Annotated in this window: 11 protein-coding genes; 2 read left to right on the plus strand and 9 right to left on the minus strand. The window is 29.3% G+C overall.

The window, feature by feature from the left end:
• Positions 1-144 precede the first annotated feature (144 nt).
• The 9 genes from ACQ654_RS13050 to ACQ654_RS13090 form a co-directional block, all read right to left on the minus strand.
• A complete protein-coding gene (locus tag ACQ654_RS13050; protein ID WP_430410778.1) occupies positions 145-2,997 on the minus strand; it encodes an FG-GAP-like repeat-containing protein in 2,853 nt (950 codons plus the stop codon).
• 187 nt (positions 2,998-3,184) lie between these two features.
• Entirely contained in the window at positions 3,185-4,174 is a 990-nt protein-coding gene (locus ACQ654_RS13055; RefSeq protein WP_430410779.1) for a helix-turn-helix domain-containing protein, read from the minus strand.
• 111 nt (positions 4,175-4,285) lie between these two features.
• A complete protein-coding gene (locus ACQ654_RS13060) occupies positions 4,286-5,962 on the minus strand; it encodes a S8 family serine peptidase (RefSeq protein WP_430410780.1) in 1,677 nt (558 codons plus the stop codon).
• Positions 5,963-6,002: 40 nt separating this feature from the next.
• Complete coding sequence (locus tag ACQ654_RS13065; RefSeq protein ID WP_430410781.1) at positions 6,003-6,512, minus strand: hypothetical protein; 510 nt, start codon at positions 6,510-6,512, stop codon at positions 6,003-6,005.
• A gap of 5 nt (positions 6,513-6,517) precedes the next feature.
• Positions 6,518-8,170: a S8 family serine peptidase gene (locus tag ACQ654_RS13070; protein ID WP_430410782.1), complete on the minus strand. Its 1,653-nt coding sequence runs from the start codon at positions 8,168-8,170 to the stop codon at positions 6,518-6,520.
• A gap of 40 nt (positions 8,171-8,210) precedes the next feature.
• The gene (locus ACQ654_RS13075; protein ID WP_430410618.1) at positions 8,211-8,720 is read right to left on the minus strand and encodes a hypothetical protein; all 510 of its coding nucleotides are present in this window, start codon (positions 8,718-8,720) and stop codon (positions 8,211-8,213) included.
• 5 nt (positions 8,721-8,725) lie between these two features.
• A complete protein-coding gene (locus ACQ654_RS13080; RefSeq protein ID WP_430410783.1) occupies positions 8,726-10,300 on the minus strand; it encodes a S8 family serine peptidase in 1,575 nt (524 codons plus the stop codon).
• A gap of 218 nt (positions 10,301-10,518) precedes the next feature.
• Entirely contained in the window at positions 10,519-10,755 is a 237-nt protein-coding gene (locus tag ACQ654_RS13085; protein ID WP_430410784.1) for a hypothetical protein, read from the minus strand.
• 131 nt (positions 10,756-10,886) lie between these two features.
• Positions 10,887-12,563, minus strand: coding sequence for a helix-turn-helix domain-containing protein (locus ACQ654_RS13090; protein ID WP_430410785.1), 1,677 nt, complete (start codon positions 12,561-12,563; stop codon positions 10,887-10,889).
• 205 nt (positions 12,564-12,768) lie between these two features.
• Between ACQ654_RS13090 and ACQ654_RS13095 the strand changes: the two genes are divergently transcribed.
• Together ACQ654_RS13095 and ACQ654_RS13100 are read left to right on the plus strand one after the other, a co-directional pair.
• The gene (locus ACQ654_RS13095; RefSeq protein WP_430410621.1) at positions 12,769-13,035 is read left to right on the plus strand and encodes a hypothetical protein; all 267 of its coding nucleotides are present in this window, start codon (positions 12,769-12,771) and stop codon (positions 13,033-13,035) included.
• Between the two features lie 645 nt (positions 13,036-13,680).
• A complete protein-coding gene (locus ACQ654_RS13100; protein ID WP_430410786.1) occupies positions 13,681-14,922 on the plus strand; it encodes a hypothetical protein in 1,242 nt (413 codons plus the stop codon).
• Positions 14,923-14,992: the final 70 nt, after the last annotated feature.

The following is a 14,992-nucleotide window of genomic DNA, read 5'->3' on the forward strand; positions in this document are numbered from 1 at the left end:
TATTGATCTGGCACATTTATATCGTTTTTCAAATGATCAAATTTCTACGATTAGTCCTAATTTCATTATATAAAAAAGCAACTTATTTCCATTAGAAGTAAGTTGCTGTTTTGGTACTTTTTATATTAGAATTTCTAGCACTATTTAATTGATCATTTTTATGATTTTTTTATCTAATCCATTTCTAACGATGAAGATGTACAATCCATTTGTGAGTTTTGATCTATCAATTTGAATGGTTTGTTCAAATTTCTCCTTCAATAGTAATCGTCCCGTTATGTCATATACTTCTAAGCTAGAGTTTTCAGTTTTTTGGTTTGTTGTTGATAATTGCAAGTTGTCTTTAGCAGTTACAAGCATTGCATTAAACTGAGGCGTTTCAATGAAAGTATTTAGCGTAGTATTTACAGCTCTTGAGCTTGTTCCGCCTGGACAGTGAATTCTATTTCTTCGTAACGTCGTTATAAGATTTACATCATCATCAATACCTCCACTATTATGGCTAAAATTAGATCGAAGTTGCATTACGCCTACGCTATTTTTAATACAGCGGTATACTCTAGTATTAAATCCTACTAATAATTCATCAACACCATCACCATCAAAATCTCCAGCACTTAATCCTCTACATAATTGATTTCCATTGTAAAAGTTTTGTTCTAAAGTCATGTACGCTGTAGTTTCATCTTCTTCATATATAGAAATATGTTTATTGTTAAATGCTACAACTAATTCGTCTTTTCCGTCTAAGTTAAAATCTCCTGCTTCTAAATGAATTGGTAAGATGCTACTATTTTGATAGAAGTTTTCGTTGGCATCAGTTACTAAATTGCCCGTATCATTTTCTTTGTATCTGTTCATATTACCATCGCTCAGTGCAATAATTAATTCGTCATTACTATCTTCATTAAAATTTCCTACTTGGATGCCAATTGGATACACACCAGTAGTGTTTGTATATATTATATCGTCTTGTACCATGTATCCATTTTCATCTTCATAATATCTCTCTACAGAACTGTAGAAAGTAGATGTGCGTACTAGTATAAGTTCATCAATACTATCACCATTAAAATCACCTACTGCAAGATGTGTAATAGGGTTTATATATGATGTACTACCTGATGGCGTTATTACATCTTCTGTAAGAGTACCAGCACTGTTTTCACTGTACTTTTTTATTTTCCTGTCGCTAAAAGAGACAATTAATTCATCAACACCGTCACCGTCAAAATCGCCTGCGGCTAATTTTTCTGATTTTATAGTTCCTCCATCTGTTGAGTATACTATTATTGGATTATCCATGAGTCCTAAGCTATTTTCTCTGTATCTATATGTATTTCCTCCATCAAATGCTATGATAAGTTCATCACTTCCATTTCCATTAAAATCGCCCGAAAGCATATCAACAGCTTCTTGGTTGTGCGAGTAAAAATCTTCATTAAAATCCAACGTAATTGCTGCATTTTCTTTATGAGAAACTATTGTTGCTGTATTTGAGCTATCGACTTTAAAAGCGGCAATCGCCTTATCTTTGGATATATTTTTTTGAATACTATTTAAATTATTCCTGTTTAAAAATAGTGTGAGATCATATAATTGATCGGCTGGAAGAGAACTATCTGCACCACCATCATTTACTAGGTGCTCGGTTAGTACAGAAATTATTGCATCTAATTTTTTAGCATCTTCAATAGTTAAGTTATCTAGGTAGTTTTTAGCAAAAATTAAACTTCTTATCAATCCAATTCCAAAAAGTTTTTTGTCATATTGATAATCTATATCTCCATCGCCATCAGGATCAGCAACACATTCAGTAGAACTTAATTCTCTATGATATTTTGTGACACGTCCTGTACGGTGAAGTCTCGTTTGTGCATAGTCATCATTTAAATCAGTGTCTGCATCTTCTATTACAAGTTCATTAAAAGGATGTTCAAGGTACTCAGTTTCTCCATTGTAATCAATTATATGATTGATAGACCTTAGCAAATGTGCTCTGGTACTATCTTTTAGTGCTCCAGCTTCTAATGTATGATATGAATAAGCAAGTCCTTCTGTAATAACGGAATGATAGTCTAATTCGGAGTCATGCCATTTTTGACATTCATTTAGAGAAGCCTGGTTACCACTATTATCGATATAATTATTACCAATAACATATATAGCTCCATAATCTTTCCATGATCCGTCTGCTTGCTGTCCTTCTTCCCACATTCGTTGCCAGTCTGGATCGCCGCCTTCAAAAGGTCGTAATGGTCCTGTTTTATTATACAACTCCGTTAATTTTTCTATCAAAAAATCCATACTCCAAGCATCATCATACAATTCATGCATACTCGTTGCTGCAATTTGTATAAAACCCATCATATTAATATATTGATAGTTAATTTGCTGGTAAGTATATAGTGCATGCTTTGCTTGGTATACTCTATCTTCAAATTCATCACAAGAAATAAAAGGTACCTGCTGCCCTAAACCATCATAAAAGTTTCGTACCTCAACAAAGGTTTTTAATGCTAATGCTGTAGGTAATGGGTTTGCGGTCCAATCCGGTGACAATTCATCATTTCCATAGTTGGCTGGAAAACCACCATGATCAGTACATTCTAACGCGCTGTTTGTATTGTAGCTAATACATTGCTCGTCTAATAACAATTTAAAATAGTAATCTAGGCTAGTCTTTTCAATATTTGCACTTCCTGAATTTCCTTGATCCATGTAATAGTAATACAGTTGGATGTGTGCTAAAACTCTTTTTGAAAAATATACACTGTTTACACCTAAATTATTCAAATGAAATCCATCAGTTGCTGGGTCATTTCCGTCAAGATTAGCAATAATTGTGTTAACTCTTGAAAGAATATTACTATCAGAAATCGTAGTACGAGTAATAGCTCCGTAATAATGATATTGATATAATTGAGGTATGTTATGAATTTCTTGAGAAAAACAGACCGTGGTTGTTAGTAAAAAAAGTAAGTAAAGTTTTTTCATGGTTTTATGTATTAAAAATTTGGTTAACCGTAAGTTAATAAATAATCCTTTAAAATAGGTGTCCATTTATATGAAATTATAGTTTTGAAAACATCAAGTTTTTTACAAAAAACCACACAATGTGACAGTTTTATTTTGATTCTTTATATGTGTGTTTTTTTTGGAAATTTTTAACCTGTGCTGTACGTTATTCAAATTCGTTTTTTGATTCGTTTATTTTCTTTATGAAATACGAAGGATAGATTCCCGCTTGTTTGTAGAAAGCATTTGAAAACGATTTGGAATTACTGAATCCGACATCAGAAGCAATGGCATTTATGGTATATTTTCTAAAGGTTTCATCTGTTTTTAATCTTACTATTGTATGATGAATTCTCAGATCACTTATATACGTTGAGAAGCTCTTATTTTTATATTCATTTACGATACGTGATAAGTATTTAGGATTTGTTTCAAAATCTTTTGCAAGCGAAGCTAAAGTTATTTTGCGCGCTATAAAGTCTTCGTTTTCTTCAAAGTTTTTTAATGCGTCCAGAATTTTTGTTTGAATTTTTTCATCTATGTTGATAGCTTTATTTTCTTGTTTCACGTTTTCACTTTCCAGTTGTTTCGTTTCATTAATTAGTTTCTCAAATCGTTTTTTGTATACTTGTTTCCTTCTGTAATTATACCAAACCAACACTCCTAGTAAAAACAATAGCATCCCCATAATTCCTAACTTAAGAAAAGAATTTAGATTTTGTTTATTAAGTTTATAAACAATTTCTTCCTTTTCTTTAATAAGTTTAGGTACATCATATTTTTCACTCAGTGCTGTATTTTTAGTTTTATACTCATGTTGGAGTACGCTATCTACATACAATAGTTTTTTGGTAAAAAGTAATTGCATGTCTATATTTTTTTGTTCTTTGCTGTTTTCAATTAATAGTTCATAAGCGCTTCTCACTTCTTTGCTTGGTAGTTTATTTGCTTCAAAATAGGAATCTATTTTCTTGGCGTAATAGATCGTTTTTTCTTTCGTATTCGTAGCATCCGTAAACTTTGCTATAAGCGCTTTATATGTTGTATTTTTGAGAGAATCGGAAATAGAAAAATCACTTTCTTGAGAAAAAGAAAGCAACGGAAATAGGTATATAAATACGGTTGTAAAAAGTTGTATGGATTTATTTATTTTCATTGAGTAGAAATGATTTACATTCAAATAACGTAAATATTCTAGCATCAAAAAATAATAGCTAGTCCATATTCATGAATTTACACCTATACTTTTTATAAATGAAGTGTGTAATTAGTTGCGTTTCTTCTTCTTTTCCTTTGAAACCTTTTCTGCCATGAGCAACGCATTATAGGCATTTACTATTTTTCCTGATTTGGATAAGGAACTGAATGGGACTTTATTTGGATCGCGTTTTTCTCCATTTGGATAAGGTTTTAAAACCATAATATCATAAGGTACTCCAGATTCCATGATAATTTGTTTTACCTCTTTGGCTGTCAAATCGGGATAGTAGGAAAACAGTAAGCTTGCAACACCGCTCACAACTGCAGATGACAACGAAGTCCCTGTGTCAGTAGTCATTCTCCATCTGTTTAAACAAGAAATTTGTGTGCCAGGTGCAAATATGTCTACTTCTGTTTTTCCATAGTTAGAACTATTATCAACAAACATAGAGTCTACTTTATAGGAAGTGTTACCTACTTTTATGAAGTTTTTTAAAAACTCCTTTCCATTTATAGCATCATTTGGATAGTTATTCTTTTTATCAAGGTTATAGCCATCATTCCCTGATGATGTTACTACTAAAACACCATGTTTTTCTGCATATTCTAACGCATCATATACCCATTCGGGATATAATGAAAAATTTTTACCTATGCTCATATTAATAACTCTGGCTCCATTATCTACAGCGTAACGTATCGCTAATGCAATATCTTTATCATGTTCACTGGCAGATACTGAAATACTCAAAGGCATTATTTTCACTTTATCATTGATTCCTTCAGCTAATGTATTATTTCTTGTCGCTGCAATGATGGAAGAAACTTTCGTAGAGTGACTTAGTTCTTTTGTCCCTTGAACATCATTATTCCCATAAGGAAAATCCGTAAGGTCATTGGAATCATCAGTAATCAGATAACGTTCTTCATAATCAAAATTAAATTTAGAATTAATGACATTTTTATAAAATTTTATCCTATTATCAATAAATTTCTCAGATATCCTTTGTTTTTTAAAACGACCAAATCGTTGTATTTCTTTTTTATGATCTTCATTTGAAACTGCATTTCCTAAAGAATCAAGTTGAGTTAGACTAACATTAGTAACATCTCCTATGTATTCATTTGTTATTTTTTTTGCTTTTAGATAGCGTTGTTTTCCTGCCTTGTATCTTTCTATATTTTTTTTTGTTAACGCTAGGTTAAAATGATAAGCTTCGTAAGCTTCTTGATATTTTTTAAAATCCTGTCTTTTAGATTTATCAATATCATTTAAAGAAATGACATCCTTATAAATTGAATCAAAGCGATTAATAATTCTCACATATTCATAAAATCCGTAAGGAACACTATCTTTTTCTGTACTCCCTACATAGTTCCAACCATGAATATCATCTACATAGTCATTGTTGTCATCATCGATACCGTTCTTAGGTATTTCATTATTATTGATCCAAATTTGACTTTTTAATTCTTTGTGATTTATATCTAGCTCAGTATCGATGACAGCAACAATAATTGTATCGCCTTTTTTGTTGTTTAAAAAATCATAGGTTTTGTGTAAACTAATTCCGGGTATTGAATCTGTATAGATATCTTTAAAATACCAGTCTTTCTTTTCTTCTTCGGTAAGTAGTTGTTTCTTGGAAATAGCAAATGTAACTGCTTTTGGAGATTTTACAGAAGCGCAAGATATGATACAATAGCAAATTGAAAATAGTGTAACTAGTTTTAATAATTTCAAAAGTGGTAGTTTTTACGAAGTAAATATAATAATATCGTATCTAATATTCTTCAAGTTGAAATGTACCTTCAAAATCTTTATTTTGAGTGTACAACTCTATTCCTAATAAACCCCAATGTAGTAATCCATAGGCTTCATATGAAAAAGAACCATCCGTGTTTTTATTAATGACAATATTTTTATATTCCCATTGAAAACCGCTTATAAATCCATCTAATCTACTTTGGCTAGAAACGGGAACAAATTCACCTTTTGCATCTTTTGTAAACCGAACTGAGAGATGAAATGTCAATGACAAATTTTCTTCCAATTTGGTGTTAATTTCTTTAGTAACATCACTTTGCGTTACAGTACCATTAAGTACGTATGTGTTGTCAAGTTCTTTATCCTTTGCATTAATAATGCCCAAAACACCTAAAACTAATACTATAATAATAGGATTACCGTATTTGTTATTGAACAGCTTTTTACCTTTTGTAAATAACGACAATACCAATGCAAAAAAGAAAATCACAAAAGCTGCATTAATGAGTGACCAAATGATGTACATGTGTTTTATTTTTTACGCTTTTTTTTCTTTTTAGAAACTTCTTCTGCCATAAGCAACGCATTATAGGCATTTACTATTTTTCCTGATTTGGACAGGGAACTGAATGGGACTTTTTCTTCTTTTCCTTCCAAAGATGGTTTATTAACCATAATGTCATATGAAACACCCGATTCCATGATGATTTGCTTTACTTCGGAAGCGGATAATTTTGGGTAACGAGATCGAATTAAAGCAGCAATATTTGAAACAATTGCAGTAGATAGTGATGTACCTGAATCATTAATGCTTTCATCTCTAGTTAATACCTTTATTTCTTCTCCTGGAGCAAATATATCAACCGTTTTCTCTCCATAGTTAGAATATACTGAAACTAAGTTATTTGTTTGATTTGAAGAACCAATCACAATAAAATTATTTGTTATTTCATTTTTATTTTGATCCATATCATTTGGATAATAATAAATATCAGGATTATCAAGGTCTAAAGCCTCATTCCCTGCCGCAGAAACAATCAATACATCTTTAGATTCCGCATATTGAATAGATTTTATAATCCATTCTTCATTTAAAGTAAATGCTTTTCCAATGCTCATATTGATGACTTTAGCACCATTATCAACTGCATATCGTATGGCTAGTGCAATATCTTTATCATATTCGCTTCCATAAGTAGATATTACAACTGGCATAATTTTGATATTATGCTTTATTCTATCATCAAATACAGAAAGTATAAGACTTGCTACTTCTGTTGCATGATCAAGCTTGTAAGTTCCTTCAATATTATTATTACCATAAATTGAATCTTTAAGATTCAAAGGGTCATCTTTTGTTAATCTATCTTTATAGTAATTTATATTATATACTTTATCCTTATTAATTTTATGCATAAAGGTTACATCCTTTAACCAATCTTCATCGATGTCATTTTGCATACAATATTGCATGCTCTTAATTTTTTTTAGAATCGTTGAATCGTTTGAAACTTCTTTTAAAGAATCTAGTTTTTGTAAAGTAATCTGATTTGATTTAAGAACTGAGCTTAATGTATCTTTTAACTTTTCATATCTACTTGTAAACCCAACAAAGTAGTCATAATTTTCTATTGCTTCTAATAGTCTAGTTTCAAGTTCAACACTAGCATTTGAATAGTTTTGATATAATATTTTATTTTTTTCTCTAACTGCTAATGAATCTTTATCATGAAAAAAATCTTTATACTTCCTTACAATTCTTACTGTTTCATGTGTCGTAGAGGATAGAGAATCGTTGACTGTAGTTCCTAAAAAATTCCAACCATAAATATCATCTACATAACCATTATTGTCATCATCAATATTATTGTTTGGAATTTCATCTTTGTTTACCCAAATTTGGTTTTTTAAATCTTCATGATTTATATCAATTTCTGAATCAATAACGGCGACAATAATTGTAGCTGCTTTTTTGTTGTTTAAAAAATCATAGGTTTTATGTAAACTAATTCCGGGTATTGAATCTGTATAGATATCTTTAAAATACCAGTCTTTCTTTTCTTTTTCGGTAAGTGGTTGTTTTTTGGAAATAGCAAATGTAACTGCTTTTGGAGATTTCACAGAAGCACAAGATATAATACAAGAGCAAATTGAAAATAGTGTAACTAGTTTTAATAATTTCAAAAGTGGTAGTTTTTACGAAGTAAATATAACAATATCGTATCTAATATTCTTCAAGTTGAAATGTACCTTCAAAATCTTTATTTTGAGTGTACAACTCTATTCCCAATAAACCCCAATGTAGTAATCCATAGGCTTCATATGAAAAAGAACCATCCGTGTTTTTATTAATGACAATATTTTTATATTCCCATTGAAAACCGCTTATAAATCCATCTAATCTACTTTGGCTAGAAACGGGAACAAATTCACCTTTTGCATCTTTCGTAAACCGAACTGAAAGATGAAATGTCAATGACAAATTTTCTTCCAATTTGGTATTAATTTCTTTAGTAACATCACTTTGCGTTACAGTACCATTAAGTACGTATGTGTTGTCAAGTTCTTTATCCTTTGCATTAATAATGCCCAAAACACCTAATACTAATACTATAATAATAGGATTACCATATCTGTTATTGAACAGCTTTTTTCCTTTTGTAAATAACGACAATACCAATGCGAAAAAGAGAATGACAAAAGCTGCATTAATGAGTGACCAAATGATGTACATGTGTTTTATTTTTTACGTTTCTTCTTTTTAGAAACTTCTTCTGCCATGAGCAACGCATTATAGGCATTTACTATTTTTCCTGATTTGGATAGGGAACTGAAGGGAACTAATTCTTTTTCTTTACTTAAAGATGGTTTGTTTACCATAATATCATATGAAGTGCCTGATTCCATGATAATTTGTTTTACTTCGGAAGCGGTTAGGTTTGGGTAGTATGAAAATATTAATCCAGCAATTCCAGAGGTAATTGCTGATGCCATAGATGTTCCTTTTTCATCAATATAATTATTATTAGTAATTGTTGTACGTATCATATCGCCAGGAGCAAATATATCAACATCAATATTACCATAATTTGAAAAATTACAAACTAAATTGTCATTCATTATATATGAAGATGCACCGACTAATAAAAAGTTTTTTGAAACTTCTTGACCGTTATTAATATTGTCATTGGGATAATAATCATTAATTTCATTGAGATTTAAACTATTATTTCCAGATGATGAAACAATTAAAACATTATTTTTTTCAGCATACTTGAAAGCGTCAAAAACCCATTGTTTATATAAAGATAATTCTTTACCAAAGCTTATATTGATTACTTTAGCACCATTGTCAACAGCATATCTTATACCTAAAGCAATATCCTTATCATGTTCATCGCCATAACCAGAAATACAAATAGGCATAATTTTATTATATGAGGAAATTCCTCTTATTGAATCATTTTGTGTTTGAGAGTTAATTATGGGAGAGATAATACGAGTCCCATGTGTTAGAACATCTAAATTATGATTAACTATATTATTGCCATAATATTTGTCATTTAAATTATCAGGATTATCTGCCATTGTTGCCCTTTCATCATAATCAATATTTAATAAAACTTTTATATGATTTGTATATATTAGATAACCAAGATTTATTTCTTCCTCAGACGTATAACTAGTAAAAGTATTTATGTTAAAAATTGCATCTTGGACACTCTTGTTATCAAGATGTTTCTTTTTTAGACTGTCAAGCTTTGATTTTGAAAAATCATTTTTCAGGTAAGGTGATAATTGTTTTTTTGCCTTATGGTACGCATTAAAAACCATGCTGTAATATTTTTCGTATTCTTTAGATTGTTTTAGCATGTCTGAATAATATTTTTTTGCTTTCAAATACAATTCATAATTATCTGTATCTTTTGGCTTAATATCATCGTAGTTTTTATCAATGAATAAGGAGTCATATTTTTTTATAATACGAGTATATTCCATTTTCATGAATGAAATATTTTGCCCACTTTGGTTGCCTAGAAAATTCCATCCGTGAATATCATCAATGTACCCATTTCTATCATCATCAATTCCGTTATTTCGAATCTCATTTTTATTAGTCCAAATAGCATTTTCTATATATTCATGATTTATATTTATAGGAGTGTCTAGTATAGCAATAATAGTTTGCTTTCCTTGTTTATCTCTAAGCAATTCCTGTTGTGCCAAATCTAAACTTATTCCTGCCAAAGAATCTGTATAAATATCTTTAAAATACCAAAAGTTAACTTCTTTTTTAGGAAACTTTTTAATCAATGGTTTTTTAACTGAACTAATTAACTCTTTCTTATTTGCACAACTTGTAATAAACGATATTATGCAAAAAATAATTAGAGTCTTACTTTTATAAAAACTAAACAATATGATAACATTTTAATTATTAATCTAAAGAATTCCTCGAGGTCAAGAGGGAAGTTTGAAAAAATAAGATTTTCTTCCACTTGACCTCGAGGCTCACCCTCAGGGTAATTTATTTAACCATCTACAACAGGTCCTTTTCCTTTCTTTTTAAGCACATATCTTTCAGAGGTCTCAATACAAGCTAAAACATAGGTGTCAGGAACAGGTACATTTGGTTTTGTTGTTTCACCTCCTGTAGGAAAATCTCCTGCGCCTTGACCTGTGCCTCCGTATATTCCATAGACATGATTTAAACTAGCAATTTTTCGTTTTGTTAAAGATAAAAGGTTTTTCTCTTGTTGTTTCTTCATAACTTAAATTAATTTAAATTTTATATTGAGCAAATTTAAATATAAATATCACTAGTTTTTATGGCAAGGATAATAAGTAAGTCTTGATTTATAAACGATCTGTTTTATGTGTTTGATTATAAGTGCTTTAACTAATTATTAAACTCGTTTGACTTTACAACTTGTTTTATGAAATAAGACGGTTTTAATCCTGTTTTTTTAAAAAAAGTCTTAGAAAAAGTTTCAGAACTTTTAAACCCAACTTCTTTAGCTATTGCTTTTATAGTATACTTGCGGAACTTGCTATCTATTTTTATTTTCTCGATAGCAAAATCTATACGTAATTCATTAAGGTACACATTAATGTTTTTATTTTTAAGATGGTTTATGGCTCTTGACAAATACGTAGTATTGGTGTTAAAATCTTTTGCTAGTGAAGTTAAAGTTATTTTTGAATCAATAAACTTATTATCTGCTTCAAAATTTTTAATTAATCTAATTATGTTGTTTAAAATTTCTTCAGGAATATCTAATTCTTGACTATCAAAAGTGTTTTCAATCTCTTTTTTATCTTTAACAGACTCATTTTTTATCAATAAATTGAACCTCTTTTTTAGAATTACCTGTCTTACTATTAAATAAATTATAATACTTGAAGCTAAAAACAATGCTAATAATGAGTAATAATATATTGATTTATTTTTATTTTCTAAGCTTTTTATCAATTCTTCTTTTACAGCAGTATATTTAGGTATGTCATACTTATATTTTAAATTCTCGTTTATGTAGATATAATTACTATTTAAAATACTATCTGCACGTATTAATTTTTGAGTATATCTTAACTGATTCCTAATGTCTTTCTTTTTTTCATAATACTCACTCAAAATATAATAAGTTTCTCTAATCTCAGGAATTAAATCATTCATTATATTAAATATTGAGTCTACTCTTTTAAGATGAAAAACACCTTTATTTTTATTTTTTAATTCGAATTTAATTTTTCCTAAATAAAAATATGCTTCGGCAGTATTTGGTAGATTTTCTTGTTCTTCAAAGAAATCTTTGGCATCATGCAAGTTTATTTCAGCTTCTAAAAACTCTTTTTTTGAAAATTGAATGATGCCTTTATTCAATAGAAAGTGGTGATACAGATCATTAAAATTATTATTTTTTGATTTCTCTAAACCATAGTCATTATAATATCCCGCAGAGTCTAATTGTCTTAGGTTCTTATATGTAAAAGCCAAAGCAAAAACAGAACTTAAATAGTCCTTTTGACTAATTACATCACTATTTTTTTTTACAAAATTGATATTTTCTTTATGTATTTTCAGTGCTTCATTATAGTTTCCAATTCTATCTTTAAGAATACCTATTTGTAAATTGCTTTGAAAAAAACAATATTTATCATCATGTTTTTTTGCGTACTTATTTGCTTTTAAGAAAGTATTTAATGCTTTCTTAAAATCTCTTTTTTCTCTATATAATGATGCCTTACTAATATAGGATATTGATGTAAAGACTGGGTCAGGGTTTTTTTCGGATATTTTGATAATACTATCTAGACTCTGTAATTTAATACTATCATTTTCTGAATAATTAAACCTATAATAAAACCCAGCTTTTAAATTAAGTAGATTATTTTCCATTTTTGCCTTTTCAATAAACTCATCTATATATAAGAATCTTAAATCTATATTATCAGTAGCATTAATTTTGTCTGATAACATCTCAAAATTATAAGTGCTTAATGAGTCCTGAGCATTCACAGGAAATACCCATAAACACAAAAAATATAGTTTTAAGCACAAAACAGAAATTTTCATAATTAATATTTGGTATATGACTCTTTGTTTATAAACCAACAGTCTTTATTTATAAACCAAGACTTGTTCTACTTGTATTGTTACCTGAATCTTTATTAGTTTTACACCATCAAAAAAATCTGACAACTAAAATAAAGGATATATTTTAAAAAGAAAGAAAAGTTGTGATAAAAGTATTTTTTGCATCATCCATTAAAGATAAAGTATGATACACAAAAAACAAGGCAAAAAACTAAAGGAAGTACTAGGATATCATTATACAGCTGGTGTTTTAAAAATTTTAAAACAAAAGAAAATAACTAGCAATAGAGGTAAGCCCTACGGTACATCCATGATTCGGAATGTATTTAACGGACTCAATGAAAATGTGAAAATTGAAAATGCCATTTTAGAACTTTTTACCCAAACTATTGAAAAAAGTGAAAAACGAGAAGCTCTAAAAAATGAATTACTAGATATGGATGATACTTAAAGCTTTCTTTATGGTTCATTGTCCAAAATATGAGGTTCTAAACCATATAAATACGGTTATAAGATAGGTTCATTTAGGTTATTTGTACAATCATTAAGGTTGTTTACAAGTTATTTGTGGTTCTGTAAAGGTAAAAAGCGGTTCCGCATAGGTACAAAGCGGTTCAGTAACGAATATAAAGGGTTCGGAACCCAAAAAAAGGGGTTCGCTTGGGGGGTACACCCCTTACAGCACCTAATAAAAACGGTAAGTAACCACATATAAATGGTACATAACCGCATCAAAATAGTTCCGAGAGGGCTAACAACTAGTAAACAACCGCTTTGAAATAGTAATGAACCGTAATTAATGATAAACCAACGTGAAGAATATATAAAAAAAAAGACTCCCGCTTTCACGGGAGCTCATGTAAACAAATAAACATTTGCCTACGATCTGCAAATCAAAGATAGGTATTTTTTTAATACACATCACGGCAAATGTTTTTAGAAGGATGCTATTCCTTCGGTAGTATAGAGAAATGAGGTGTTAGTAGTGAGACCATTTTTAAGTCTCACTACTCACTACTAAAAACTCAGTACTACTAACAACAGTCGTGGATGCCGAAAAACGAATGAGTAGGTGTATTTAAAAAAACCAATACTAATGAAAACAATTAAAAAAGTAACTAAAATTACACTACTATTATTAACTTCATTTTTTATGCTTTATTCTTGCTTACATGATGATGATACTGATGAAGATTTACAAAATCTTTCAAGCATAAACTCAATTAGTTTTGATACAAATAATTATAATTTATTGAGTAATGAAAGAGGATTTCAAAAATCGGAAGATTATGTATATTATTCGAAAGAGAGTAAGACTTTTCTAAATGTTTCGAAAATTACTACTAAAGAGAATAGTGATGATTTATCTTCAATACTAGTTTCTTTTACTAAGGTAGATGAAGAAAACCTTAATAGTATTATCTCTTCTTTTCCAAGTTCGTTTGACATTGTCACTATCACGCTAGCAAAAAATGGAAATAATATTGTTAACGGAATTATTATTCATTATCTAGATTCAGACAATAATATGAAAATAGAAATTTTTGATAAAGATGAAGACCTAGATATATATAATTTAGTTGAATTTCCAGCAAAAAAAGTTGATAATTACACTCTAGATAATATTTTGTTTATTGCAAAAACACTATTTCCTGACCATGATATAGAAGCCTTAGGAATTGAGGAAATGCAAACAATAACATCTAATAGTAAATATAATGATGTGGCATTATTAAATTTTGCTTCTCGTTACGGATACGACAACGAAGGCAGATTTCCTCCAAGTTTTGACCCAGGTGGAAATACTAAACCTTGTGGTTTAACACATCATTGTCAAAATGGTAATGATGTTATGACTAACTGCCAACCATTTGCTCAAGGATGTCAAGAAGAGCCAGATATCTGTTCTAAAGAATCTTCTGCTAGAGCAATGACAAATAATAATATGATTGTTGAATATGATATTTTTAACAATAGCTTACCAAATAATAAACTATATTCTTTAAGAGATTTATTGAATACTAACTCAAAAGGTAAATTTTATGTTGAAGCATATTATGCTATTTCTCGACATTTCAAATCGTCTATAGATATTGAGGTTTTATACAAAATATCTACTGCTTCACCAGAAATAGGTAATTTTGTTCAAGCTTTTATCAATGATGATCGTGATTTTGTATTAACAGAAGAATTGTATAATTCAATAATCGAAGTCGCTCAGGTGTCAACAGATAATTCTGATAGTGATTTATATAAAAATATAATGACAGAACTTATTAATACAACTAGCCAGTATAAGAATAAAAATATAGGCGAGATAAAAAACTTATTAAACTAAATTCATGTGAAAAAATATGTATTCGCAATAGCACAAATACTAGTAATAATAAGTATAGTTACATTGACTT

Source organism: Kordia sp., assembly GCF_965283645.1.
Lineage (GTDB): Bacteria > Bacteroidota > Bacteroidia > Flavobacteriales > Flavobacteriaceae > Kordia.

Excerpts from the sequence above, each read along its gene's own strand:
- ACQ654_RS13050 (WP_430410778.1), bottom strand. The coding sequence starts at position 2,997 with ATGAAAAAACTTTACTTACTTTTTTTACTAACAACCACGGTCTGTTTT.
- ACQ654_RS13055 (WP_430410779.1), bottom strand. The coding sequence starts at position 4,174 with ATGAAAATAAATAAATCCATACAACTTTTTACAACCGTATTTATATAC.
- ACQ654_RS13065 (WP_430410781.1), bottom strand. The coding sequence starts at position 6,512 with ATGTACATCATTTGGTCACTCATTAATGCAGCTTTTGTGATTTTCTTT.
- ACQ654_RS13075 (WP_430410618.1), bottom strand. The coding sequence starts at position 8,720 with ATGTACATCATTTGGTCACTCATTAATGCAGCTTTTGTCATTCTCTTT.
- ACQ654_RS13085 (WP_430410784.1), bottom strand. The coding sequence starts at position 10,755 with ATGAAGAAACAACAAGAGAAAAACCTTTTATCTTTAACAAAACGAAAA.
- ACQ654_RS13090 (WP_430410785.1), bottom strand. The coding sequence starts at position 12,563 with ATGAAAATTTCTGTTTTGTGCTTAAAACTATATTTTTTGTGTTTATGG.
- ACQ654_RS13095 (WP_430410621.1), top strand. The coding sequence starts at position 12,769 with ATGATACACAAAAAACAAGGCAAAAAACTAAAGGAAGTACTAGGATAT.
- ACQ654_RS13100 (WP_430410786.1), top strand. The coding sequence starts at position 13,681 with ATGAAAACAATTAAAAAAGTAACTAAAATTACACTACTATTATTAACT.